This window comes from Nitrospira marina (assembly GCF_059568365.1).
Genome location: NZ_JCANTH010000001.1, coordinates 1,668,261 through 1,695,209, shown reverse-complemented (window position 1 = coordinate 1,695,209; position 26,949 = coordinate 1,668,261). Strand labels below are relative to the sequence as shown.

General features: G+C 53.2%; 22 protein-coding genes. 16 read left to right on the top strand and 6 right to left on the bottom strand.

From position 1 onward, the window contains the following. The first annotated feature begins 30 nt into the window (after positions 1–30). Positions 31–1,089, top strand: a complete 1,059-nt coding sequence (locus tag LX98_RS06905; protein WP_496428206.1) for a hypothetical protein — start codon at positions 31–33, stop codon at positions 1,087–1,089. Between the two features lie 85 nt (positions 1,090–1,174). Here the strand turns inward: LX98_RS06905 and LX98_RS06900 are convergent, their stop codons facing one another. Continuing rightward, positions 1,175–1,336 (bottom strand): hypothetical protein, encoded by a 162-nt coding sequence (locus LX98_RS06900; protein WP_496428205.1) that lies wholly within the window; start codon positions 1,334–1,336, stop codon positions 1,175–1,177. 616 nt (positions 1,337–1,952) lie between these two features. On the opposite strand from LX98_RS06900, the gene LX98_RS06895 reads away from it, so the two are divergent. The 15 genes from LX98_RS06895 (at position 1,953) to LX98_RS06825 (ending at position 20,896) form a co-directional block, all read left to right on the top strand. Beyond that, positions 1,953–2,696 carry a peptidyl-prolyl cis-trans isomerase gene (locus LX98_RS06895; RefSeq protein WP_496428204.1) on the top strand — a complete coding sequence of 248 codons (744 nt, stop codon included), beginning with the start codon at positions 1,953–1,955 and terminating at the stop codon, positions 2,694–2,696. Beyond that, positions 2,693–3,814 (top strand): HupE/UreJ family protein, encoded by a 1,122-nt coding sequence (locus tag LX98_RS06890; RefSeq protein WP_496428203.1) that lies wholly within the window; start codon positions 2,693–2,695, stop codon positions 3,812–3,814. Before LX98_RS06895 ends, LX98_RS06890 begins: the two co-directional genes overlap by 4 nt. Before the next feature lie 15 nt (positions 3,815–3,829). After that, the gene (locus tag LX98_RS06885) at positions 3,830–5,791 is read left to right on the top strand and encodes a DUF3604 domain-containing protein (RefSeq protein ID WP_496428202.1); all 1,962 of its coding nucleotides are present in this window, start codon (positions 3,830–3,832) and stop codon (positions 5,789–5,791) included. A 198-nt stretch (positions 5,792–5,989) separates the two neighbouring features. Further along, positions 5,990–6,700 carry a DUF4410 domain-containing protein gene (locus LX98_RS06880; protein WP_496428201.1) on the top strand — a complete coding sequence of 237 codons (711 nt, stop codon included), beginning with the start codon at positions 5,990–5,992 and terminating at the stop codon, positions 6,698–6,700. A gap of 209 nt (positions 6,701–6,909) precedes the next feature. After that, positions 6,910–9,141 (top strand): DUF3604 domain-containing protein, encoded by a 2,232-nt coding sequence (locus tag LX98_RS06875; RefSeq protein ID WP_496428200.1) that lies wholly within the window; start codon positions 6,910–6,912, stop codon positions 9,139–9,141. Further along, positions 9,138–10,106 carry a peptidyl-prolyl cis-trans isomerase gene (locus LX98_RS06870; protein ID WP_496428199.1) on the top strand — a complete coding sequence of 323 codons (969 nt, stop codon included), beginning with the start codon at positions 9,138–9,140 and terminating at the stop codon, positions 10,104–10,106. Before LX98_RS06875 ends, LX98_RS06870 begins: the two co-directional genes overlap by 4 nt. Before the next feature lie 243 nt (positions 10,107–10,349). After that, positions 10,350–11,063, top strand: coding sequence for a DUF4410 domain-containing protein (locus LX98_RS06865; RefSeq protein WP_496428198.1), 714 nt, complete (start codon positions 10,350–10,352; stop codon positions 11,061–11,063). A 173-nt stretch (positions 11,064–11,236) separates the two neighbouring features. Next, on the top strand, positions 11,237–12,496 hold the full coding sequence (locus tag LX98_RS06860; protein ID WP_496428197.1) for an SUMF1/EgtB/PvdO family nonheme iron enzyme: 1,260 nt from the start codon (positions 11,237–11,239) through the stop codon (positions 12,494–12,496). 125 nt (positions 12,497–12,621) lie between these two features. Beyond that, positions 12,622–15,042 (top strand): sulfatase-like hydrolase/transferase, encoded by a 2,421-nt coding sequence (locus tag LX98_RS06855; RefSeq protein WP_496428196.1) that lies wholly within the window; start codon positions 12,622–12,624, stop codon positions 15,040–15,042. 213 nt (positions 15,043–15,255) lie between these two features. Next, positions 15,256–15,507 (top strand): hypothetical protein, encoded by a 252-nt coding sequence (locus tag LX98_RS06850; RefSeq protein ID WP_496428195.1) that lies wholly within the window; start codon positions 15,256–15,258, stop codon positions 15,505–15,507. A 242-nt stretch (positions 15,508–15,749) separates the two neighbouring features. Further along, positions 15,750–17,321, top strand: coding sequence for a sulfatase-like hydrolase/transferase (locus tag LX98_RS06845; RefSeq protein ID WP_496428194.1), 1,572 nt, complete (start codon positions 15,750–15,752; stop codon positions 17,319–17,321). Between the two features lie 392 nt (positions 17,322–17,713). Next, entirely contained in the window at positions 17,714–18,751 is a 1,038-nt protein-coding gene (locus LX98_RS06840) for a haloacid dehalogenase-like hydrolase (protein WP_496430575.1), read from the top strand. Between the two features lie 697 nt (positions 18,752–19,448). Next, positions 19,449–20,069, top strand: coding sequence for a TMEM175 family protein (locus LX98_RS06835; RefSeq protein ID WP_496428193.1), 621 nt, complete (start codon positions 19,449–19,451; stop codon positions 20,067–20,069). A gap of 38 nt (positions 20,070–20,107) precedes the next feature. Continuing rightward, entirely contained in the window at positions 20,108–20,548 is a 441-nt protein-coding gene (locus tag LX98_RS06830; RefSeq protein WP_496428192.1) for a hypothetical protein, read from the top strand. Positions 20,549–20,560: 12 nt separating this feature from the next. Then, positions 20,561–20,896, top strand: a complete 336-nt coding sequence (locus LX98_RS06825; protein WP_496428191.1) for an EF-hand domain-containing protein — start codon at positions 20,561–20,563, stop codon at positions 20,894–20,896. A gap of 207 nt (positions 20,897–21,103) precedes the next feature. On the opposite strand, the gene LX98_RS06820 is transcribed toward LX98_RS06825, so the two are convergent. The 5 genes from LX98_RS06820 to LX98_RS06800 all read right to left on the bottom strand — a co-directional run bounded on the left by LX98_RS06820 (position 21,104) and on the right by LX98_RS06800 (position 26,401). Next, the gene (locus tag LX98_RS06820) at positions 21,104–22,066 is read right to left on the bottom strand and encodes a CorA family divalent cation transporter (protein WP_496428190.1); all 963 of its coding nucleotides are present in this window, start codon (positions 22,064–22,066) and stop codon (positions 21,104–21,106) included. Between the two features lie 247 nt (positions 22,067–22,313). Beyond that, positions 22,314–22,727, bottom strand: a complete 414-nt coding sequence (locus LX98_RS06815) for a hypothetical protein (RefSeq protein WP_496428189.1) — start codon at positions 22,725–22,727, stop codon at positions 22,314–22,316. A 40-nt stretch (positions 22,728–22,767) separates the two neighbouring features. Further along, entirely contained in the window at positions 22,768–23,538 is a 771-nt protein-coding gene (locus LX98_RS06810) for an AAA family ATPase (RefSeq protein ID WP_496428188.1), read from the bottom strand. 133 nt (positions 23,539–23,671) lie between these two features. Then, positions 23,672–24,940 carry a TolC family protein gene (locus LX98_RS06805; protein ID WP_496428187.1) on the bottom strand — a complete coding sequence of 423 codons (1,269 nt, stop codon included), beginning with the start codon at positions 24,938–24,940 and terminating at the stop codon, positions 23,672–23,674. A gap of 111 nt (positions 24,941–25,051) precedes the next feature. Beyond that, complete coding sequence (locus tag LX98_RS06800) at positions 25,052–26,401, bottom strand: TolC family protein (RefSeq protein ID WP_496428186.1); 1,350 nt, start codon at positions 26,399–26,401, stop codon at positions 25,052–25,054. Positions 26,402–26,949 lie beyond the last annotated feature (548 nt).

The window sequence follows — 26,949 nt, the reverse complement described above, 5'->3', positions numbered from 1 at the left end:
TCGCCCAACCCCACAGTGGAGAGAAAACACATGCGGTTAAAGACAAACCAATCCCACATTTCCAAAGTTCTGGTATGCCTCTGCGTCACCCTGCTCTTCCACGGCCCTATCCCTGAGGCCGGAGCTTTGCCGACAGTCGATGAAGTGCTCAAGGAGTTGCACCTCTCGGATAGCGACGGAGAGGACATCCGGCAGGGAAAGATTGTCGATTGGTCACCCAGTGAAGGATCAGATCGGGAATTGGCGCTTGGCATGGCTTTTCTGGTGAACGCTAAACCGGAGGATCTGGAAAAGCTCTATCAAGAGGCCATTATTCTGAAAGAAGTTTCGGTCATCACGGCGCATGGCCGGCTGACGGGCGAAGGGACCATGGCGGATTTGGCAGGGGTAAAGTTGCAGCCAAATGCAGAAAAAGAAGCCGGGCGTTATTTGAACGTGGAACCGGGCGACAAACTAAACCTTGATGCAAACGAGATGGCCGCGTTTCAAGCTCTCAAGTCAACCCACAAGGGTAACGAAGTGCCGGTGAAGGAGGTCGAAGACCTTATCCGACAGAAATTACTCGCCCGCTACCAGGCCTATCGGACAAAGGGGCTTTCGGGCATTGCGCCTTACGAACGTGGTGACGGCAACCAACGGAATGCCGGCGATGAATTGCTTCTCTCCACGAAGGAACTGACAGGCGTGGCCAAGTATTTGCCGGCCTTCCATCAATTCTTGCTCACCTATCCACAGGGACTTGATAAGGATGAGGCTAAAAACCTGGAGGAAATCTTCTATTGGCTGAACATTGACGTGTTTGGTCGACCGACCTACGTTCTGGTTCACCGCATGTTATACCATGTGGGTGAGGCGGCATTTGCCGTCGAGCGTCAATACTATGCGAGCCACGATTACAACAGCATGTTGCAAGGCATCGCTGCTCTTCCGACCAAGGACGGCACATTCTTGTTTTACATCGGCAGGGTTTCGACCGACCAAGTCGGAGGATTCGGAAGTTCCGCTAAACATCCCATTTCACGAGCGATCACCGCACCGTATATCAAGGACATGTTCCGAGAGCTTCAAACCAAAGTAGGGAAACAGTAGACTCTTTCGGCCGAGTATTGTTTCGGACCTGGACGGTGGCGTTGGGAACGGCGGCAATCCTTTACCAAAAATTTCCATGGATTTCCTAATCGGAGAGCCCGCCCCCTGATTGACCAAGATTCCTCCCTATTTCCAGATGAAAACCGATATCCTCATAGTATTCCAGTGACCGGTAGGCTTGCTCCTTTTGCTCCCAATCCATCTGAATCGTCGCCTCGACCTGTGGCCACGACCGAGAACCCTCCATCGGTCCGCCCAAATCCTATCAAAGCTCAACACCTGGACTTCTTTCACGGCTTTTTCGTCGTTGGCTGCGACGGACCCGATCTTTTGAAAAAACGACAGAGACGAAACGACTCATCATTCACTTTCGGAGCCGTTGAACCATCGGCCTGCGTAGTTGGGTCGACAACGTCCGAGTGCAGCTATTGGGCACATCTGAAATAATCCAATCCTAAACCTCAATATATAAAAAATGGATTCGTCCAATCATGAGTAAGGGTTTTTGAGCATGCTGATTAAAAATTGAGTGTTTATAGATTTTTAACAGGAAATGGCAAGAAGTCACGATGACAATTCTTGTATAGTAATCAACCATAAAAGAGCTTTCTCCGAGGGAGAGCATCTATAGCCCAGAAACACACCAAGGGATAAATTTAGGAAACTGCTTATTCCGGAATTGTGAGAGATGCCCTTCACTCAGTCCATGAAAAATGTTTTTCCCAAGCCATTTTCCCGGAAGTGTAAGATTGTGCATCATGAGACATTGGCTTAAAGAGCCCCTGGTACATTTCCTCATAGTTGGTGGGCTGATATTTGCTGGTTACACTTGGCTCGATCGCGCGCCCGCTCATGAACCGCGTATGGTGCGCGTCACTTCGGCCGAAGTGAATTGGCTTAAGGAAACCTGGGAGCGCCAATGGCAACGTCCACCAGACGACCAGGAACTCCGTGGCCTCGTGACTGACTACCTGAAGGAAAAACTGCTCGCACACGAGGCACGCGAATTAGGCCTGGACGAAAACGATACCGTTGTCCGCCGTCGGTTGGCGCAAAAGATGGAATTCCTGGTTCAGGACACCGCCCTTCTTGCTGAACCGGTTGAGGACGAACTGCGTCAGGTGTATGCGGCCCACCGCGACAACTACACAACCCCGGTCCACATCTCGTTTCACCAAATCTATTTCAAAAGTGAAGCAGGAGCTCGTCAAGGTTTAAAAGAGCTCCAGACGTCCGGCACTGGTGACGTTGGTGACCCCATCCTGTTGGAGCGCGAATTTATCCAAACCGACGAGCAGACGGTGACCAGTCTGTTCGGACCAAAATTTTCTGAACAAATATTTACTCTCGAATCAGGTCCGTGGCGGGGTCCGATTGAATCCGGGTATGGCTTTCATCTGGTGCGGATCGGCGAACGAGTGCCTGCAGAGCTGCGTCCCTATGAGGAGGTACGCAGCCAGGTCGTCAACGAGTGGCATCGTTCACAACAGGCGAAAATCCAGGCACAGTTTTTTTCGGAATTGCTGAAGAAATATGACATCATCGTGGATGAGAGCGTCAAACCGCTGATGGGGCCGCCCGGAAACATGGAGATGGCTCGAAGATGATCGGTCCTACATGGGCCGTTACGTCCCGGTGGGCGTCTGTCCAACGGGGCATCAAGGCCGCTATCTCTTGGAAAGCTCCCGTCTCCAAAATGATCTTCTCTTTGCCCGAACCTCGCCGTACAAAAGGGCTGGAGCTCGTTGCTTGCTGCGCGGTTTTATTCCTGCCCATCCTCCTGCCGACACTGGTCTTCGCCCACGAGGTTCGTCCGGCCTATTTGGAACTTCGAGAAACCACAACCGGAGAGTTCAGCGTGCTGTGGAAAACACCCGCGCGCGGAGAGAGGCGTCTGGCGTTGTCACCGGAATTCTCCGCCAGCCACAAAAAGATCACCCCCTTCGTGACCCGCCGGACAGAAACGGCCGCCGTGCAAACGTGGAATATCCGGACCATCGATTCCCTACGCGGTCAAACCATCGGAATTCGCGGGCTTGAACGGACGATGACGGATGTCTTGGTGCGAATTGAATTTGCCGACGGCAGTTCGTGGATCCAACGGCTCACCCCATCCAACCCCGTGGCCACGGTTCCCGTGGAGCAAAGTGTATGGGAGGTAGCCGGCCAATACTCGAAGCTTGGCGTAGAGCACATTCTTCTCGGCATTGACCACCTGCTCTTCGTGCTTGCGTTGCTGATGATTACCAGGGGGACGATGCATCTGGTCAAAACCATCACCGCCTTCACGGTGGCGCACAGCATCACACTCGGACTGGCGACGCTGGGATTTATCCATGTGCCATCGCAACCTGTCGAAGCACTCATCGCGTTGAGTATTGTGATGGTTGCCGCGGAAATCATTCACACCCGGCGTGGCATTGAAGGAATCACGGCGCGTGCGCCGTGGATCGTGGCGTTTACGTTCGGTCTGCTGCACGGATTCGGGTTTGCGGGCGCATTGAGCGAAGTCGGTCTACCGGAGGGACATATTCCAGTGGCCTTGCTCTTCTTCAATATCGGAGTGGAGGCCGGTCAATTGCTATTCATCGCTGCCGTAATGGGTGTCATGACAGTTTTCCGACAGGTTCACATTCAAATACCACCATGGACCCGATATATCCCGCCGTACACCATTGGCAGTGTGGCGATGTTCTGGGTCTTTCAACGCCTTTCAGCATTTTAAAAAGGAGAATGCCTGATGAAAATACGAGTTGTTGGTCAAACGATCCTCAGCGGAATGATGGTCTTTACCCTGAGCTTTCCTCTGGCCGATACCGCTACTGGCGCCTCGCCGGGACTCAGTGCCCCTGAGAAGGAAACGGTGGAAAAGGCGTTTCCATCTAAGCCCCCCTACTCGCCCTATGCCGGCCGCAGTTTTCCTACGAGACCCTTCTTCGGCGACACCCATCTGCACACGTCGTTCTCGATGGATGCCGGGGCGTTTGGCGCACGACTCACACCGCGTGATGCGTATCAGTTCGCCAGAGGCGAGGAAGTCATAGCGTCGAACGGCCAACCGGTTAAACTCTCACGGCCGCTGGACTTTCTTGTGGTTGCGGACCATTCCGACAACATGGGGTTTTTCCCCGATCTCTTCGCAGGAAAGCCCGAGATACTGGCCGACCCGACCGGACGGAAGTGGTACGACATGCTTCAATCCGGCAAGGGGGCGGAGGCAGCCATCGAGATTATCATGTCATTTTCCCACGGAACCTTTCCGAAGACGTTGATGTATTTTCCCGGTACCCGGCCCTATCGAAACGCATGGCAGGAAACGATCAAGGCCGCCGAGGAATTCAACGAACCACGCCGCTTTACCGCCTTTATCGGGTATGAGTGGACATCCAACACCGGTGGCAATAACCTGCACCGCAACATCATCTTCCGCGACAATGGTGATAAGGCCAGCCAGGTTGAGCCATTTACCGTTTATCCTCCGATGGGTAGTGATAATCCCGAGGATCTCTGGAAATGGATGGCCGCCTATGAGCAAAAAACCGGCGGCAGCGTGCTGGCGATTGCCCACAATGGCAATTTGAGCAACGGCCTCATGTTTCCGACGATCGAGACGTTTGGCAAAACGATCGATCGCGAGTATGTCGAGACCCGGGCGAAGTGGGAACGCCTCTACGAGGTGACTCAGACTAAAGGCGACGGGGAGACTCACCCCTTCCTTTCACCCAATGATGAGTTTGCGGATTTCGAGACATGGGATAAAGGCAATCTTGACGGGAGCGTGGCCAAAACAAAAGAGATGCTCGAATTCGAATATGCCCGCTCAGGCCTGAAAAATGGCCTTATGCTTGAAGAGAAGTTCGGCACGAATCCATTCAAGTTCGGCCTGATCGGCAGCAGCGATGCCCACACCGGTCTATCCGCGCTGGAAGAGGAGAACTTCTTTGGCAAAACCACGCCCCAGGAACCCAGTCCGGAACGGATGACCAAAGCCTTTTTTGATAATCCCAAAACCGGGGTGAAGGTGATGGACTGGGAGGTCGCTGCGGCGGGATACGCCGGGGTCTGGGCGACAGAGAATACTCGCGAGGCACTCTGGGACGCGATGGAACGAAAGGAGACGTATGCCACGACCGGACCGCGTATGTTTGTTCGCTTCTTCGGCGGCTTCGATTTCGAGCCGGCTGACGCACACAACCGGATGCCGGCCAATATCGGCTACACAAAAGGTGTTCCGATGGGCGGTGATTTGCGCGATGCCCCCCAAGGTAAATCGCCCACGTTTCTTGTCGCCGCGCTGAAAGATCCTATCGGCGCAAACCTTGACCGCATCCAAATTATCAAAGGATGGTTGAGCAAGGACGGGGCTCTTCAGGAAAAGGTCTACAATGTTGTTTGGGGAGACGCCGATAAACGCCAGCCCGAATCTGACGGCAAGTTACCACCTGTGGGTAGTACCGTGGATCTCGAACACGCCACCTGGACCAACACCATCGGCGATCCGGAATTAATCACGGTCTGGACGGATCCGGATTTTGACCCATCGGTTCGTGCCTTTTACTATGCACGTGTCCTTGAAATTCCGACGCCTCGTTGGACCGCCTACGATGCGAAACGTTTTGGCGTGAGACCTCCACCGAATACCAGAATGGTCCTCCAGGAACGCGCATACACTTCACCCATCTGGTACAACCCGGGGACATAAACCTCACAACAGAAATCGCCTTACCAATCAAAACGGCCATAATCGACCAGCAGGAAATGAATAGTCGATCCATCGAGTTACTATACTCAAAATCTCATGTGCGGCGAGGTCCTGATCCTGGCCCGTCCGAAGGTCCGCCCGATGTCTGGTGTGAAACCGAAGGCGATGCACATGCCCTCTGACCAAAGGAGATCCGCCATGAAGCTCTTAATCCAGTCCACGGTATGTATGTTGTCCCTCGTAGTTACAGTCGGATGCGCCTCGACCGAGACCTCGAACCGCGAGATACTCGTGACCGAAAAAGTCGCTCGACCCGCTCACATCTGGGTATACGACTTTGCCGCCAGCTCCGCCGACGTTCCGGCCGACTCCGTGCTCGCCGGGCAGCATACCGATCATCCGACTCCCCAAACTCCCGAACAGATCGAGGCCGGTCGGCAGGTGGGTATTCACATTGCAGAACAACTGGTCGAGGAGATTCGCTACATGGGACTGGCAGCCAGACGGGCTTCGAGTGAAACCACCCCCCAGATCAACGACCTCGTAATCCGGGGGTACCTCCTTGCAATCGATGAAGGCAGTGCGGTCAAGCGCGTCGCGGTGGGATTTGGCTCCGGTGGGTCGGACTTGACTGTGGCGGCCGAAGGCTTCCAAATGACGGCCCAGGGGCTGCGAAAACTTGGATCCGGCACCGTACATTCCGGAGGAAGTAAAACCCCCGGAGCTGCGGTAGGGACCGCCGCCCTCATTGCCACGGCCAACCCCGTGGGCCTTATCGTTGGAGGCGGGATGAAGGCGTACGGGGAGTACAGCGGTAGCGCCAAAATCGAGGGCCGGGAAAAGGCGATTGCCAAAGAAATCGCCGATAAGATCAAGCCCAGATTCCAACAACAAGGCTGGATTAGGTAAACCGATCGTGGCGTTTCCGCGGGACACCCCGGCGGACACGGCAAGGACAAACCCGAACACCGGCATCAATCATGCGGCCTGAGACCGATGCAAGAAGGACATCGCCTATCTCCAGCCTCAATGCCAACTGGAATTCTGAGAAACTCACCCCGGCAAGAACGGGCATTTACTGCCCCGAACGAATTCCATGCGAGAAAAAGGAGACTGCTATGCAGAACCGTGTCCTGTTTCGCGTGCACCTCGGCTCTATCTTCACTACCCTATTGTTAGCCGGAATCTTAATCCAGACGGGTCAAGCGGCCTTCGCCCAATCCGCACCGGAACGGGAGGCCTTTTTCGGCGAAACGCATGTGCATACGAGCTGGTCGCTCGACTCCTACCTCGGGTTCGGGAACACCATCGCCGGGCCGGAAGAGTTTTACAAATATTCGTTGGGACAGCCCATCACGCATCCTGGGGGATTCACGGTGAAGATCACGAAACCGCTTGACTGGGGGGCGACGACCGAGCATGCGGAGTATCTCGGAGCGGTTCAGGCCGCGCTGGACCCCGATTCGCAGCTCAGCAAGACCCTGCTCGGGAAGTCCTTGAAGTTCGGCAGCCGGGTAGAGGCCGAGGCCACATACAAGCTCCTCACGGTGACCATGCTCAAAAATCACCCCCTCACTGATTTGATGGCCCCTGATGTGTTGGGCACCTACTGGAAGCGGCTGGTGGAGATCGCCGACAAATACTACCAGCCGGGCAGGTTCACAACGTTTGCAGCTTACGAATGGACCTCGACACCGAACAGCGCAAACCTGCATCGGAACATCTTTTTTCTGGATACCAAGAAGGTGCCGGACATGCCGTTCAGCGCGATCGACTCGGACGATCCTCGTGCGCTCTGGAAGTGGATGGACGCCCAACGCAAAGCCGGCAACGAGCTCCTCGCGATTACCCATAATCCCAACCTGAGTAATGGCCTGATGTTTCCAACGGAGGTGGACGATAGAGGGCGACCGATCGACAAGGCGTGGGCGGAGACCCGCATGCGCAACGAACCGCTGGGGGAACTCAAGCAGGTCAAGGGTCAGTCAGAGACGACGCCGGGACTTTCACCCAACGACGAGTTTGCCAATTACGAAGTCGTCGTCTGGCAGCTCCTGGGTTATAAAGGCGATCCGCGCAATTTTGGCAGCTACATCCGCCAGGCGTATAAGGACGGACTGGCCATGCAGGACAGGCTCGGTCTCAATCCTTACAAATTTGGTGTCGTCAGCGGCTCCGATTCGCATAGCACTGCGGTGTCCTACCGGCAGAACAACTTCTTCGGCATCCACGGAGGCAGCTTTGACGAAACACCGGAGAAGCGCCTGGAAGGTGGCCATTTTGGATTCAAGAACCTCTGGGCCAGCCCTGCAGGCTTGAGCGTGGTGTGGGCGGAAGAAAATACGCGCGAGGCCATCTTCGCCGCCATGCAACGCAAGGAGACCTACTCCACCAGCGGCGTGCGCCTCAGGGTACGGCTATTCGGCGGATGGGAATTCGGACCCGATGTGCTCAAACAAAAGGATTGGGTGAAGGCGGCTTACACCAAAGGCGTATCAATGGGTGGCGATCTGCCGGCTGCAACGGCCAAGGCCCCGTCATTTGTCGTCTGGGCGGTGAAAGACCCCGACAGCGGCAACCTCGATCGGGTTCAGATCGTCAAAGGCTGGTCCAAAAATGGTCAGACCTTTGAAAAAATTTATGATGTCGCCTGGGCCGGCGAGCGGAAACCGCACCCGGCCACCGGCAAGCTGCCCTCCATCGGTCACACGGTGAACCTCGTGACGGCAACGTATACGAACACCATCGGCGCAGTGGAGCTGAAGACTGTCTGGACGGATCCGGACTTCGATCCCAGTCTCGACGCATTTTACTACGCCCGTGTTCTGGAGATTCCGACCCCCCGATGGAGCACCATCCAAGCCGTGAAGTTGGGCAGAGTACCGCCTGACGGTGTGGCCGCGACGATCCAGGAACGGGCCTGGACATCGCCGATCTGGTACACACCAAACGAGGAAGCACGCAAAACGGCCAAACCGGGGATCACCGTCGCCGAACTCACACAGAAAGGCGCGACCGCTCTCGGTGACGAGGAGTTGAAACAGTTGATCGTCAGCAAAACCATCCTGGTCCGCAATTCGGTCACCGGGCAACGGTTCGAAATCCTCCATGGAGCGGACGGCCGGCGTCTCATCACAGCCGTAGACGGGAACCTGCCTAGCCTGGATGTCATGGGCGAATTGGCGCATGGCCGCCAAATGCAGTATGAAATCCGCGACGGACGCTACATGGTCGATGTTGCGGGGACACCCTTCGAAGTGATCGTCTATAAGATAGGCAACAAGCACGTGGCGGCACGCAGCAATGAGTTCGGTTACGCCAATTATGAGATCGAAGCTGCACACGAATGATCGGTCTGAGCCGGCGTGAAGAGGTGCATTTGGAAGAACGTGTTGATCCGGATCAGGATGAGCCCGCTTCCGTCGGGCGAACTCCATCGCGTCTCATGCGATGGGGACGCGAGCCGCTGCTGCACTTCCTGCTGATCGGCGTTGCAATATTTGTCGGGTACCACCTGCTCCAACCGGAAACGACAGGGCCGGATGTTTCCGACCGGATTGTGCTGACCGGGGACGACCTGCGCCAGCTCAAGGCAACGTGGCTTGCGCAGGGACGCCCTTCGCCCACTCCCGAAGACATGCGTCGTCTCATCGGGAACAAGGTCCGGGAGGAGATTTTCTACCGGGAGGCACTTGCGCTTGGCCTGGACAAGGAAGACATCATCGTCAAACGCCGACTGGCACAGAAGATGGAGTTTCTCATCGAAGACCTCGCTGCCCTTCGTAATCCTACAACTGAAGAACTTCGGGCCTGGTACGAGAAGAACCCCGAACGCTTCACGCCGGTCCCACGTGTATCGTTTCATCATCTCTATTTTTCACCCGACCGGCGTGGCGCAGGGGTAAAGGACGAGGCTGAATCAGTGCGTGAACAACTTAACGGGAAGCCATTGGGTACGCCCGTCCGGGCGACGTCGGCCGATTCTTTCATGTTCAAGGATTCCTACAATGACCGGACGCCGGAGCAGGTGGCCTCAGTGTTCGGCACCACGTTTGCCAAAGCCTTGCTCCTGATGACGCCGGGATCCTGGCAAGGCCCGATTGAGTCCGGATTGGGCTGGCACATAGTCTGGGTGGAGTCGATCACACCAGGTCGCATCCCCGCCTTCGAGGAAATTGAACAGGACATTAAAGCTCAATGGACCGAGGAGCAACGAATCGAATCCAGCCGCCGGACATTTGACGCGATGAAGGCCCGCTACGAGGTGATTCTGCCTCACGTTCCGACCATGGTTGACAGGACGAAGGGCGGGTGAGGGGGAAGGGTTTGCCATACGGCAGGCAGAGGTGCATGCATGTATTTTCTGGCACTACTGTGTGTACGACTGCTCAGAGATAGGCTCTGATCGCCTGATCACAGAGCCAAATGACAAGCCTGAAGTATGGTGCCGGCTGCCTGCGCTTTGCGATGCTGTTACCACCCCAAAGCCTTGAGTCTAGTTTCGTGCAGAACAATCACACGTGCAGATGCAGGAGACATTTATCATAGGAGGTCTGTTATGCAGTCGATCACACGTCTTGTCGTATCTGGTTTAGTCGTCATGCTGGCCGTTGGATGCGCTTCAACCAAAGTCACCGACCGTCATCGGCTTATGGGGACGGAGAAGATCGCGAAGCCAGAACGTATCTATGTATATCCCTTTGCGCCAACCCATGAGGATATCCCACCCTGGTCCACCGCAGCGGAGAAATATGCCAAACCCAGCAAGCCCCTCACTTTGGAGGAACTTGAAGTTGGTCGCAAGCTGGGCACGCTGGTAGCCAAAGAACTGGTGACGGAGATTAATGAAATGGGAGTGTTGGCATTGGAGGGTGATGAGAAAAGCCTTCCGCAACTCAACGATCTCATGATTATTGGCTATTTTGAAGGGGTCGAAGAAGGCAGCACGGTCAAACGCCTCGGACTTGGGTTTGGCTCCGGGGCTGCTGAGTTACGGACAGTGGTGGAAGGTTACCAGATGACAAATACAGGCCCACGCCTGCTCGGGACCGGCAAACTGGACTCCGGTGGAGGGAAAATGCCAGGCCTGATTGCCCCAATAGCCGTTCTCGCCGCCACCGCCAACCCGATCGGCCTGATTGTGATGGGAACAGCAAAAGTGGAAGGTGAAATGACAGGCAGGACCAAAATCGAAGGGGCGGCCAAACGAACGGCTGAGGCCATCGGTAAAGAGCTACGGATCAGATTCAAGGAAAAAGGTTTAATCAAATAGGTCCTCGTCTCTTTTCAGGTTGAACCACAATATGGGGACGAAATCCCTGCCAAACGCCGATCATGCGATCGGCGTGAAACAGGTAGAAAACATCTACAATTCCTGGTAGATTCGTGTGAGTCCCTATTCACCGCACAAGAATAAAAAATTTGCTCAAATAATGTGAAGCCATCATGAAAGCCCGTCGTCGCGTGAAAGATAAAGGCAAAAGGTTGCAATACAATGGGATCAAACCAATTGGCGCTGTGGCCTTCGTCGTGCTCTTGGTCATCGGAACCTGGTGGTATAGCACGGCACAATCAGACCAGTCCTCTGTGCCGGATCCACAGGTCGGCATGACCTGCGATATGGGTATTTCTGCCGCGAAGTCCGGCCGACCTCTGTCAGTGACGAATGCGCAACCAACCCTGCCTGCAGGCCAATCGGTCTCATCCGCAGATGTATCATCAGATGCTGTACACTCGTCGCCGCCCTCCGATCCGGCTCTTGAGGGAATGGTTTGGATTCCCGGTGGTGAATTTTCCATGGGGGCAGCCGATTTATCCGATGAGGAAATGAATGACGTCGGCATGCAGGCAACGCGAGATTCCCGCCCGATCCACCGTGTCTACGTCGATGGATTCTGGATGGATTCAACCGAGGTCACGAATGCGCAGTTTAAACGGTTCGTCGACGCCACCGGCTATATCACGGTCGCGGAGCGCACACCGCGTGCGGAGGATTTTCCCGGTGCCCCCCCGGAGAATCTGGTGGCCGGATCCGTCGTATTTTCTCCACCGGACCATGCTGTGCCGCTTGATACCCATTTTCGATGGTGGAGTTACATTAAGAGTGCCAACTGGCGTCATCCGCTTGGTCCAACCAGCGACCTCAATGGTCGCGAAGCATATCCTGTTGTGCACATCGCGTATGAAGACGCGGAGGCCTATGCCACATGGGCCGGAAAACGGCTTCCCACCGAAGCGGAATGGGAGTTCGCCGCGCGCGGAGGATTAAGCGGCAAGGTCTATCCCTGGGGCGATGAGTTTCGAAAAGAGGGCCAATGGATGGCCAATAGCCATCAAGGCCATTTTCCGAATCAAGATACCGGTGACGATCAATATATGGGCATCGGGCCGGTGGCAAAGTTTCCCCCGAACGGGTACGGACTCTATGACGTAGCCGGGAACGTATGGGAATGGACGAGTGACTGGTATCGGCCCGATTATTACGCACGACTCGCAATAGCAGGCGGAGTCGCACACAATCCCCAAGGGCCCGACTCCCCGTTCGATCCCACTGAACCCGGCGAAAAAAAACGCGTGCACCGTGGCGGGTCGTTTTTGTGCACCGATCAATACTGTTCCCGCTACATGGTCGGCACACGCGGCAAGGGTGAAATCAACACGGGAACCAATCACCTGGGATTTCGGTGTGTCATGTCCCCAAAATAGAAATCTTGAGAGCATGATGAGCGATCATATGGCGACACGACAGGCCATCGGACGAAAACCGTAAGCAAGAAAATCATGAAAATACAGATACCAACTTATGACATGAATGAGAAAAGGAGAAAATTATGAAGGGTGTCCTTGGTGTTTCCCTCGCCATTCTGGCGGTTTTATCCCTTCCGCTGGGTGCAGCGGCTGAAAGTCAGCTTGATCGGACAGTGCTGCCGATTCACGAGCCGGAATATCCACCCATCACAAAGTTGGATGCTCGAAACGCCACTCCTCCCCCACGATTTGAAGTAAAGGCCCCTGCGGACGCGCCCAACGTACTGCTCGTGATGATTGATGACATGGGGTTCGGAATGCCCAGCGCTTTTGGCGGGCCCATACACATGCCAACCGCAGAACGATTGGCTAATCAGGGACTCCGCTATAACCATTTCCATACGACCGCTCTTTGTTCGCCGACCCGTGCCGCCCTATTGAGTGGCCGAAACCATCACATGAACAACATGGGCGCCATCACGGAAATGGCCACGCCATTCCCCGGCAATACCGGCCGGCGTCCGAACAATGTGGCCCCACTGGCAGAGATGCTGCGGCTGAACGGTTACAGCACTGCGTTTTTCGGCAAGAACCACGAGACGGCTGCCTGGGAAGTGAGCCCCTCCGGTCCGACCGACCGCTGGCCGACCCGGTCCGGATTCGACAAGTTTTATGGCTTCATCGGCGGAGAAACCAATCAATGGGCGCCCTTACTCTATGACGGCCTGTCGCAAGTGGAGCTGTCAAAAGATCCGAACTACCATTTCATGAACGACATGACGAACCAGGCAATTCACTGGATGCGGTATCAAAAGTCGCTTACGCCTGACAAACCATTTTTCATTTACTTTGCGCCTGGGGCCACCCATGCGCCTCACCATGTGCCCAAAGAATGGATCGAAAAGTACAAGGGCAAATTTGATGGAGGGTGGGATCAGTTTCGCGCAGAAACTCTGTCCCGTCAAATCAAACTTGGGGTGGTGCCTGCCGGTACGAAACTCGCATCGAAACCCGAAGCCATCAAGGACTGGGACAAATTGACAGCGGATGAAAAAAAGTTGTTTGCACGACAAATGGAAGTTTTCGCAGGATTCGGCGAATATACCGACAGGGAAATCGGGCGGTTGGTTCAAGCGGTGGAGCAGACCGGCCACATGGACAACACCCTGATCATCTACATCATCGGGGACAATGGCACAAGTGCGGAAGGTGGCATGAGCGGCCTGTTCAATGAGATGACGTATTTTAATCGAGTACCCGAAACTGTCCAGGACATTCTGGAGCATTACGATGATCTGGGGGGACCGATGTCGTATCCTCACATGGCGGCCGGGTGGGCGGTGGCCGGTGATACACCCTTTATGTGGACCAAACAAGTGCCTTCCAACTTCGGCGGCACCCGGAACGGAATGGTCATTCACTGGCCCAAACGAATCAAGGCCAAAGGGGAGATTCGCCAACAATTCCACCACGTGATCGATGTAGCACCGACCGTGCTGGAGGCTGCCGGCCTGCCGGAGCCGAGCATGGTCAACGGAACGAAACAGGCTCCCATCGAAGGCGTGAGCATGGTGTATACATTTGATAATCCGAAGGCAACAGATCGGCATACCACGCAATACTTTGAAATCATGGGCAATCGCGGCATCTACGCGGACGGCTGGTTTGCCGGAACGGTCCATCGGGCGCCGTGGGAATTCGAGCCGCGCAGAGCACTTCTCGATGATATATGGGAGCTATACGATACGCGCACTGATTTCAGCCTTTCGAACGATCTGGCGGCCAAGAATTCAGACAAGCTGAAGGAACTGCAGGCTCTGTTTTTGGAGGAAGCCGTCAAATATCGCGTGTTGCCCATAGATGACCGCCTCCTGGAGCGCGTCAATGCAGCTACGGCGGGCCGACCGGATTTGATGGATGGCCGCACATCCCTTACCCTTTATGAGGGCATGGAGGGAATGTCGGAAAACGTCTTCATCAATACCAAAAATCGCTCTCACACTATTACTGCTCAGTTGGAGATTCCCAATGGAGACATTAACGGCGTGATTCTTGCGCAAGCGGGCCGTTTCGGCGGCTGGAGTCTTTATGTGAGAGACGGGAAGCCGACCTATACCTATAACTTCCTGGGCTTACAGCGGTTCACCGTGGCGGCTTCACATACTCTTGAACCCGGCAAAGTCACGATACGGTACGAATTCGTCTATGAGGCACCAGGTATGGGCAAAGGCGGCGTCGGTACAATTTTTATCAATGATCAGAAAGTGGCCGAGGGAAAAATCGAGCGCACGCAATGCTGCGTGTTTTCCGCGGACGAGGGTGCGGATGTAGGGTTGGATGAAGGGACGCCTGTCATTGAGAACTATGGAATTCCGGCGCCATATCGATTCAACGGAACAATCAAGCAGGTCACAGTTGATCTTCAAGATATGACAGCTGCCGACCGGCACGAAGCAAATCAAGCTCGCATTGAATATACTCACAAAAAAGCTTTGTCCGACTAAAAATGCTGCATGGTACGGACAGGGAAAGGCTTGCGACTTTTCCTACCTGTTTTCCTCTTCCGTGAATATGGATGGGTGAAGAAGTAATGCCTAGAATTTGCATGGCTGCTGTTACGGAAGATGACGAGACCCGCGATAGTTGAGGATTACGAAATCACCCTGCCTTATCGATTGACGGAGAAGATCAAAAGAATTTTCATCGAATTGAAGTACATGAAATTGTCTGCCCGACCGGACATGAAGAAGGACCTGCGGCCTCCAGACCTGGGGATGAACCCACTCCTCAGTCAGAAAGGTACGACTGAAATCCCCAAAATGGGAAAAGGCCTATTTCGAGATCAAACTAATGCACTGCAACGAATGTTGGCCCTGACGAACGGATTTATGGCATTAGGGAAGGAGAACGTCTTCTGGCACAGTTTCCTGCATGTGTTTTATCTATTCCTCATTTTGGTGTTTCGCTAAAAATTACAAGAAATTTTTAGCAGATGGAATCGAGCCGCCTTATTGAGGTATAGTCTGACCGCACTCCTCATCAAGCGAATCTGATTTTGCCAAATTTTCGCAAGCCCGCTCTAAGTCGTTTGGGATAAGAGGCGGTTACCCGCAGGAGGACAAGAACGCGACAAGATAATGACGCCATTCATCTGCCCAAAATAGCCCACAAAAAATCACCCCCAAATTTCACAGAAAGGAACACCGCAGCAATGAAATCATTACTGACCGCTTGTAGGCTGGCCGTCTTGCTGACATTGAGCGGGCTGACGACAGCCCACGCTGCTGAAACAAAACCGAACATCATTATCATCTGGGGCGACGATATAGGACAAAGCAATGTCAGCGCCTATTCACGAGGCATGATGGGCTACCAGACGCCCAATATTGATCGTGTCGCAAAAGAGGGTATGATGTTCACCGACTATTACGCCGAGCAAAGCTGCACCGCCGGGCGATCGGCCTTTATCACCGGCCAGAACGTTTTCCGTACAGGCTTGAGCAAGGTCGGCATGCCGGGCGCCCCCATCGGCATGAGGAAGGAAGACCCGTCCATCGCCATGTTGCTAAAGGCACAGGGGTATGCCACAGGCCAATTCGGTAAGAATCACCTGGGAGACAAGGACGAGCATCTCCCTACCGCCCATGGATTCGATGAGTTTTATGGGAACCTGTATCACCTGAACGCCGAAGAAGAGCCGGAACAGCCCGATTATCCTAAAGAAGCCGACTTCCCCAACTTCCGCAAAAAATTCGGTCCGCGCGGAGTGATTCATAGCTTTGCCAATTCTGACGGTACCCAGAAAATCGAGGACACGGGTCCTCTCACCAAGAAGCGTATGGAAACAATCGACGACGACATTGCCGACCGTGCAGCGGAGTTCATCGAGAAACAGGCCAAGGCCGGCAAGCCGATGTTTGTCTGGGTCAATTTTACTCACATGCATTTCCGCACCCATCCCAAGCCGGAGAATGTGGGCCAGTCCGGGCGATGGCAGAGTGAATACCACGACACGATGATCGATCACGACAAGAACGTCGGCACCGTACTCGACAAACTTGATGAATTGGGTCTTAGCGACAACACCCTCGTCGTGTATAGTACCGACAATGGACCTCACATGAATTCCTGGCCGGATGCCGGGATGACACCTTTCCGTAACGAGAAGAACTCCAACTGGGAAGGAGCCTATCGCGTCCCTGCTATGGTGCGCTGGCCCGGCCACATTCAGCCCGGCACCGTAGCCAACGACATTGTGTCCCACCTTGATTGGGCACCGACCCTCTTGGCCGCCGCCGGCGAGCCCGACATCAAGGAAAAATTGAAAAAGGGCTACCAGATTGGAAAAATGACGTACAAAGTACATCTGGACGGCTTTAACCAGTTACCGTACTTTACTGGCCAGCAGAAGAAGAGCGCTCGCGAATCATTCCTCTATTTTTCTGACGATGGGGATTTGACAGGTTTGCGCTACGACAACTGGAAGGTGATCTTTGCTCAGCAACGGGCAGCTGGTACCCTGGCGGTCTGGAGCGAGCCTTTCGTGAAGACCCGGATTCCCTTGCTCATTAACCTACGAATGGACCCCTATGAACGAGCACCGATTACGTCCAATACCTACTGGGATTGGTATATCGATCATGCCTACCTCCTGCTGCCGGCACAGGATTATGTCGGGAGATTCTTGGGATCTTTTAAAGAATTTCCGCCCCGTCAAAAGGCGGCCAGCTTCACCATCGACCAAGTTCTGGAGACACTTCAAACGGGCGTAGGCAGCAAGTAATGCCCGATACCTTGACAAACTGAATCAACCTACCGGCCCGCATCCCCCCAATCGGAGGATGCGGGCTAACCCAATACACGCACATTGGAAAACTCACGGTGCAACTCAGATCTCTGTTCATCCTGACAGCGATGCTTGAGGCGGGACAGGTTTAGCGTGAGTCCTTTCCCCATCGGCACCGGCTGTGATTCTGGTTGGTACTTCCCTCGATACAGACGGCGGTCTCATCGCAGAGTCTTTCAGTATGCAGGCACAGGCTCTCTGGAACCGGTCTTTAGCCGGCAGCTGTGCTTCACACCGTGTATGGTGCCTCGGTTGCCTTCAATCACCTCTGTGAACCTGATCAAGGGATCGTCGTCCAAGATCGATTTCAAACACAGAAAGGACTCCGGATGAAAACGAACCGCACCCATATTTTTGTTGCCGCCAGTGTCTTTTGCATCTCGGTTTTCCCGGCAACCCTGATCTACGCCGCAGACGAGCTTTCATCCTGGAACGACGGCCTGAACAAACAGGCCCTCGTAAGCTTTGTCAAACGTGTCACCACACCAGGTCCCGACTTTGTCCCTGAAGCTGCTCGCATTGGTGTGTTCGACAATGATGGCACGCTATGGGCGGAACAGCCCATGTACTTCCAATTATTCTTTGCACTTGACCGCGTCAAAGCCTTGGCGCCACAACATCCCGAATGGAAAACCACGGAGCCGTTCGCCTCCCTGCTCCAAGGGGATGTAAAGGGCGCTCTGGCTGGCGGTGAACACGCAATCCTCAAAATCGTCATGGCCACCCACGCGGGGATGACGACGGCGGAGTTTGAGACAATCGTGAAAGACTGGATGGCGGCTGCGAAACACCCCAAGACCGAACGTCTGCTCACCGAAATGGTGTATCAGCCCATGTTGGAGTTGCTGGCGTATCTTCGATCGAATGGTTTCAAGACGTTCATTGTTTCCGGCGGCGGCATCGAGTTCATGCGACCCTGGACGGAGCGCGTGTATGGAATCCCACCCGAACAGGTCGTCGGCAGCAGCGGCAAGTTGAAATATGCGTTGCGCGATGGAGATCCGGTACTCGTCAAGCTTCCTGAAATCAACTTCATTGACGACAAGGACGGCAAACCTGTCGGCATTCAGACACACATCGGCCGGAGGCCCATTCTTGCCATCGGCAACTCAGACGGCGATCTTCAAATGCTCCAGTGGACGGCAAGCGGAAGCGGAGCACGATTCATGGCTCTCATCCACCACACGGACGCTGAGCGTGAATGGGCCTATGACCGCAAGTCATCCATCGGCCATCTAGATACGGCACTGGACGAAGCGAAAGGCAATGGGTGGACGGTGGTAGATATGAAAAAGGATTGGAAGGCCGTCTATCCGTTTCACAGGCATAGCGGTGATATGTCTATGTCCGAATCCTCGGATAGATGAATTTCATATTGCCGATTTATCGGAGGATGAGCCAAGGGAACAGTACATTGCTGGACAACGCTTTCCTCTTGAAATGCATGTGGTCCACCAAACCCGGTGGGCCATCTGCCGGTCATCGCTGTATTGGTTTAAAAATGGGGAACTCCATCCCAACCCGGTCACGCCGGGCATGGATCAAAAAAATTCGGATGATCGCTTTCCATTGGAATGGGAAGATATACGGTCCTGCCTTAAAAATAAAACCCTTCTGCTGAAGGACTCGAACCATTCCTCTTCTGATGAGGGATCAGTGACGAGATACCCTGTTCTTTAAACATGCCGTGGATTATTCTGAAAGAGTACAGCGTTCTCTGAACGGCAAGTCCAGAGGCTTGCCCCCCACTTTCAGTCCCAACGCCAGCCCAACTTTGAAGAGTCGTTTATAACATTCGTCTCTTCCTTCATTTCACTCCTCACGCTATTCCAACTCATTGGATTCTCATGCTGTTCTCCATGGCGGTTCCGATGCGTTTCAGGAGTGACCGGCAAGTCGGCAAACAACCGAGGTAGCACTCCAAGTCTTCTATGAGGTAATATTTTCAACATTGCATTGGGCGCCCACTTCAACGTCGCACAATACGTCACTCACACTTCTGGATACTCGAGACATAAAATAGTGGGGTGAGCGTCTACTCATTTTCAAGGACACCGCAGGATTATGAGGAATTGGAGTCGAGGCATATTTTTAGGCCATCTCACCACACTGGAACGTCTCAATGCCCTCACCGACGGTGTATACGCAATTGTGATCACCCTTTTGGTGCTGGATTTGAAGGTGCCTGAAACTCCAGGACTGACCACAGGGCAGCTTCTTACCGACCTGCAGAAACAGATCCCAAATTTTGCTGCCTGGATACTCAGTTTTTATATGGCGGCGTTTCTGTGGATGAGGAATTTCTGGATTCTCAAGCATCTCCAGAAATGCGATGAAAAAACAGTCTGGTTGAACTTTGTTCATCTGATGTTTGTATCGCTCATCCCCTACGCGGCCTCGTTGCTCGGACATTACGAAGAAGATGCCGTTGCCGTCATCATTTTTTCCTCAACTCTTGGTCTGGCAAGTTTTTCCTTACTTATCCTCCACCAGTATGTGGCCGCCAAACGCGATTGGCATCTGGATGGTGCTCCCAAGCTCTGGACGAACCCGAACTTGTGGGCCATGTACCCGGCACCAATTTTCGCGATAGGTGCTATTCTCATCTCTTTCAGCAACGTCAATGGCGCGATTGCCTTCTGGTTCCTCGCGCCGCTCTGGGCACGTTTTTTCTCACAGAGATAATTGGACCCCGAGGCAAAAACGATCCACTTTGAGAATGAATGATGAATCCCTATCGACGAAGATTGGCATGCTTGGGGCGACTCTGGTTGACATTCACTCTATTCTGCGCGGTCGGGATTTTTGCCTGTGCCTCGCAAGACCTCCTATTAACAGGATCGTGGGCAAGCACTGAGATTTCCCATCATTCTCCCTTTTTTTCCGAGGCGCTGGCCTCTAACACAGCCAGGAATGTCAGCTTGGTCCTGGACCGGCATGGGACATTTACATGGGTCGAACCTGAAGGCGTTTGCCATTCGGGAACCTATCGCATTCAAGGCCACGCTCTCCTTTTGATCCCATCGCCAGAAAAGGAACGAATTCGCCTTGACTATTCCTTCCGTGGGGATGAACTCCGATTGAAAACCCCGGATGGTTTTATGTTCGAGTTTCGAAAGACACCGCAACAGGTTGATGCGGGACCCAAGCCCTGCAATCGATAGAAAGGAGATGCAGTGGGAGCCGAAGAGGAGGAGTTGGCAAAAAAAATTCGTCGACTGGTCAAGGAAAAATTTGATGGTGACTTTCGCAAAGGCTTCGACCATTACGATTCCATCGATGGCCAGGATTTAAAGATCGGGTCATCCGCGTTGGAGCAACTTCTCGCGGATGCCAAGATAGGAAATTTCCTGACCCGAACACTATGGGTGGAAGGCGTTTTAAAGGCACTCGACAAGGATCAGGACGGAGCCATTTCCTGGAATGAGTTCGCATCAATACTTGAGGACAGCCCGCCACCCAAAAAAGAAATGGCGAAGGAACCGGGCGAGGGTTCATCCCAGGACAAATAATTTTGCCTATTGAGAATGGGAACGGTTCGGACCAAACCTCCGTTACATGAGCTCGGGAATCTTTGCTTAACCAATCGGCGGATGACCTGAAACAGGTCTATTGGTGAAATTTCACAAACAATTCGTCAGGGGAGGCTTTTCCTGGAGAGAGGCCATAAAAGGCTCCCGACTATTTTTCAGGAGTTCAAGACAAATCGAAAGAGACCTCTAATCAAACCAGCCCCGCACATAAAAAAATATTCCCAATCCCCCACCTATCACAGCCATGAGACCAAGAAGGATAAAATACCCGTAGGGCATCTGAAGTTCCGGCATATTGGGGAAATTCATGCCGTAAATACCGGCAATAAGGGTGAGTGGCATAAAGATGGCCGAAATCACCGTCAGAATTTGAAGTCGGTTGTTCGTGCTATTCTGGAGTGACAAATTGTAGTGTTGGGATAATCCCTGTAGCCGCCCCTCCAACCGTTCCAGCCAACGCTGCATTTGATTTAATTCGTTCATGGCTTCTTTAAAATACAATCGTACCTCATGCAAATCCAACAAAGAAGATTTCAACGTGAGGAGGCTTCCCATAAGAATGAGACGATCTTCGGTCGTTGATTGGAGGCGGCTCACGTGATTGGTCAGATTCTGAATATCATTGAGGACGTCGGTGTTGAGACACTGGTCAAAGTCATTTGACAATTCCGCAATCAATTGTCGAGTTTGCTGATACAATTCGATATCACGATTAATGCCCAATAACAGGATATGGAGAAGCAGGTCCGTGATGGTGGTGGTTCCGATCCCACCGAATCGATCGATCCTTGCGAGAATTTGATCCGGGGGCAAATAGAGTTCATTGTGAAGGACAATGAGGGTTTCTTTCACACAGATCGCGGTAATATAGGGATCCTTAAAATCATGTAAGGCCGGGCGTGGGAATCGAAGAAACAAGGCGTGCGAGAAAGTTTCCACACTGACACCCCCGGCTTGGGATTTGACTTTGTCCAGCAAAGCGTCATCCAGGTTCAAGGGTGCAAGAAGCTCCGGCAGCTCTTTGGTCAAGTCGGGATTATCAATATCCAATAAACGGACGATCCCATCCCCAAGCCATGATGCCGAAGGTCTTTCCTCGGTCAGTTGAAGCAAACCCTGCTCTTGGAGTCGGAAGCAATGTATCTGCACTGGGAGCACTCTCCAATACTAATAGTTCTTATCAAAGTCCTTGGAAGCCCGCAATCATTGGGAAGTGGAAACCGTTCAGAGCAGAATCGATACAAAGGGCGGATGTTGTTTACCTACCTGCCTATGAGCTGAAGCCTGCATGCCAATGCCAGGTCAAAAAGGTTCGATAAGTTTTTTCTCGAGGAAGACCATAGATCCATCCCTCCCCTTTTGGTGGGCCGGAAGGTGCAATCCGATCGAATCGGGCCTACCCCAGCAAGGCTAACAGGACAAGAGGCGCGAGAATCAATCCCAATGCCCACTTCAGGCAAAGATTCTCCTCTTCAAGTTCAACAAGGCGCTCCGATAATTGACCGATCGCCGGAAGCACCTCTACGTTTAATTGAGCTGCTGATACGGGACTCCCTTGGGGGCTTTTGGTTCTCCGTTGAGGCCCGTCATCCTGTAAAACCGCATGAAGCCGTGTCCCCTCTTTTTTGTCATGAGGAACACGACCTCGCACAGGTTGCTGCCCGGCAGGCCTTATTCCATTTTCCGACCTCTCAACTTCTTGAAGCGCTACTGGTTCTGAACCTTTGTGTTGGTCAGGTACCGCAGTCTCCAATGGATTGGGAATGATCTCATCCAGTGGATTGGTCCCGATGGTGCTTCGTTTGCTCATAAACCGGATCTCCTTTGCAAAATAGCGAAAATGCTTCTCTCTATGTTCCAGATCGGCTCTCCTGTCTTGTCACTTCTTTTGCCAAATCCCGATAGTCTTTGGCGCCATTACCCTGTGGATCATAAAGGGTCACGGGTTTTCCGAATGATGGACATTCCGCCAACCGAATACTTTCCCTCACCACGACCTGAAACACCTGTTTGCCAAACCGCTCCCGAAGTTGGGCAACCACTTCCAATGCATGCCGCGTTCGAGCATCGACCCGACAGGCCAGAATCCCCGAAATCGCCAAATCCGAGTTCAATCTGACACGGATGGTCTCCACCGTTTGAAGCAAATGAGCCAATCCGCGCAAGGCCATTACATGGGCCTCTACGGGAATGAGAATTTCTTTGGCTGCGACCAAGGCATTGATGGTGACAATGCCAAGCGTGGGAGAACAATCAAGAAGAATATAATCCCATTGATCAGACAGGTCAGCGAAATGACGGTGGAGGATCATCTCAGCCCCGACTTCCCCGGCCAACGCCTTGTCCACTCCAACCAGCCAGGCGGAAGAAGGGATCATGTCCACTAAGGGCACACATGTCTGATGTATGAGATCCTTGAGATTTTTGGATTCCGTAAAAGCCTCGAAGAGGCCTTTCCCCTCTTCGGTAATCCCAAACCAGTTGGAGGCTGAGGCCTGCGGATCAAGGTCAATCAGCAACACTCGACGCTTGAGTTCGCCCAGTGTCGCGGCAAGATTCACGGCGGTTGTCGTTTTCCCACTCCCGCCTTTTTGATTGGTGATGGCAATTATGCGAGTCATCGCTTAAGACAGGGAATCCTCCTGGGTAAAGGCTCAGGGGACGGGCGGTTGAACCTCAAAAAACACATGGAGGAGTTTCAGCAAAGCCCATTAAAAAGTCAAGAAGAATTAATCGTTGATCACACCATATGTCTCAGCTAATTGTTTGTCCGGCCGCACTTTCGAGGAGAAGGATATCACGTTGATAGTGGTAGAGAGCATCCAGGTAGGCCTCCTGAATATCGTTTCTTGTCAGATGGGCATCAAGGAAGGACAGAATCGCGGTGTCCCCGGATTCGTAGGACTTCTTCACAGTATCGAACAGGGACTGCGCAGCATGCAGCGCCTTGGCTCGATAGGCTTCCACTAATCGACGACTTTGGACCAGATGACGATAGGCCAAATCGACTTGAGCATGCGCCTCATTGAGAGTCTGGCGCAGGTCGGCCTCGGCTATTTGAACGACGGTGGCGGCTTCCTGTATGCCGCCCTGATTTCGGTCGAACACGGGAAGGGGCATGCCCACGTTAAAGGTCCATTGCTGTTGATTGTCAGGTCCTTTGGCTCCCTGGACCATGAATCCGAGATCCACGGTCACATCCGGGTACTGAATAGCGAGCGCAAGTTTCAATTCAGCGCGACGCTTCGCATACAATAGACGTTTGGCCCGAACGTCCGGGCGCGTATTTTCAATCTGAGATTTCAATGCGTGTATATCGGGGGCGATGGGCAGGAATGTCAGATCCGTCGTCAGGTCTAGTTCAGTTTCCGGGGGGAGAGATAAAAGCAAAAGAAGGTCGGCAGTATCGGAATCGATTTGCTGCAAATCACGGATCAACCCATATTGTGCATCCACCAGTTGTATTTTGAGCCGGATCAGATCTTTGCCATAGCCGATCCGTTGTGACTCATCCATCATTTTTTTCACCACACCCGAAAGGTGCTCGCGAGTCTCTTTATCGAAAGCCAGATGACGACGCGCGACCTGAACGCGGTAATACGCATCCTTCACGGCGAAACTGAGTTGTCGAAGCGAGTCTTCAAACCCGGCTTCGGCTGATTGCATACCGAATTCCGCACTTTCAATACGAAACCCGCGTTTGCCGGCCACGACAAAAAGTTGGCTCAGGACGGAGCTAATCGCTCCACAGTCAGAGAGTTGACAATTTTGTGTGTAGGAACTCAGGGTATTGATGGAGAATTGGGGGTTCGGGAAGAGCCCGGCGGTAATTCTCTTGGCCTTAGCGGTATCGATACCATATTGGGTTGTAAGGAGATCCAAATTTTGACGGAGAAACAAGGCAATGGCGTCATCCAGGCTCAGACGCTGGACCACGGACTTCCTGCTTGCAGGTCTGTTTTCCTGTTCTCCCGCCGTAGCGTTTCCGATGGTTCCCAATCCTAGCACGCTAAGAAGGCCCATGATGATACATACCTTCGCAAATAATCGAATCTCCGGCATTGACCTTGCGTGGTCGCGTAAGCCTGAAAAAAAGCAAAGGAAATAATGGGAACAAATCATAGGCCGGGATCTTTAGCTGATTGGCTGCCCGACGGCACTTTCGAGAAGGAGGATATCGCGTTGATATTCGTAGAGGGCGTTGATGTAGGCCTTATCTATATTTATTTTTGTCTGAAAGGCATCAAGCAGGTGTAGGATCGTGGTCTCTCCCGAATGGAAGTCATTCTCCACCCTATCCAACAGCGCCTGGGTGGCTTCGAAGGCACCCGCGCGGTAGGTTTCGACTAGCAGACGACTTTGGCCCAAATGCCGGTAGACCGTATTAATTTGGTGATGCACTTCATTGAGGGTCTTTTGCAGATCGGCTTCTGCCATATGTACTTTGGTGGCGGCTTCCTTGATGCCTCCCTGATTTCTATCGAACACCGGGATAGGCATGCCCAAATTGATGGTCCATTGTTGCTGGTTGTCAGGCCCTTGAGGTCCCTGGACATTGTACCCGAGGTCCACTGTCACGTCCGGATACTGGTTCGCTATCGCGAGCTTCGATTCCGAGCGGCGTTTGGCCAACAGCAGACGCTTGGCGCGAAGATCCGGCCTGACATCCTCCACGCGCTTCTTCAAAGCCACAATGTCGGGGGCGATCGGCTGAAACGTCAGATCCGTCGTCAGCGCTAATTCAGTTTCCGGAGGGAGGGTCAAGAGCAGAAGAAGATCGGATCGGTCCGAATCAAGCTGTTGAATATCCCGGATGATATCCCCCTGTGTTTTCACCGCACGAATTTGAAGACGGATTAAATCCTCCGGATCTTGCATCTTTGTGGGTGCACCCATGAGTTTTTCGATAGCACCATTGATCCGGCTCGATCGCTGTTCATCATCCGCCAAAAGGCGATGCCCCACCTGCACCCGATAGTAGGCATCCTTCACGGCAAAACCGAGTTGTCGAAGCGTGTCTTCAAACCCGGCTTCGGCTGACTGTGTCCCGAACTCCGCACTTTCAACACGGAACCCGCGTTTACCGGCCACCAGGAAAAGTTGACTAATAACCGGCATAATCCCTCCGCACTTACTCAGATTACAATCCTGTGTGTAGGCGGTGAGGGTATTGATGGAGAGTTCGGGGTTTGGGAACAGTCCGGCGGTGATCTGTTGGGCCTTTGCGGCATCAATGCCATATTTGGTTTTAAGAAGATCCAGATTTTGACGCAGAAACATGGCAAGGGCATCATCAAGACTCAGACGCAGGATCGTGGGTTTCTGCTTCTCCAAGCTCCCTTCCCCGGTTGCCGCCACCGCTGAACTCAGACTCAAGAGTCCCGGGATCATCATCACGATCGCCAAAAGCCAAGTCCCCACGCACCATGTCCCTCCGCAATTGGCTTTCATGGGATTGGTGTATTGGGTCGCCCATCTGGTCATGCGTTTCCTCCCTCCTGACAACTCACCAAGCAAAAAGATACCTTACCGGATGCCTGCTCCCCGCCTTCGCCTTGCCCGTTGAAGGGCGACAACACATCCATGCGAGGGCAATCTTCAGCGCAGGCTAATTAGGGCTGCCTTTCCGTTTCTTACCACATACACCCATGGATACATGGCGCCAGCATAGCTCAAATATTCAGTCTGTAGCCATATGCCATAGCCTCAAGATTCAGTTTCTACTTCCGAAATTTTATGTCTGCCACTGTCATTTTTGTGAGGTACTCCCGGATTAAAATATTTGTCTTTAGATAGAGACGTATGCCCGGCCGACAGGGACAACCTGCCCCGGTATCATGAGTCAAAAACGACGTCGAAGAAAAAAAATTCCAGGACCAATTGTCAGGGATGACGGAGCGCGCGATGAACTCTCGCTAGCTATTGTCGGGAATAAGGGAAGGTCTTCCATTCTCAGCACTCAACATATTCACCTTCATTAAGACGCTGCCTACAAGTTTCTGTCTCAGGGTTGTAGCCGTAACGGTATTGTT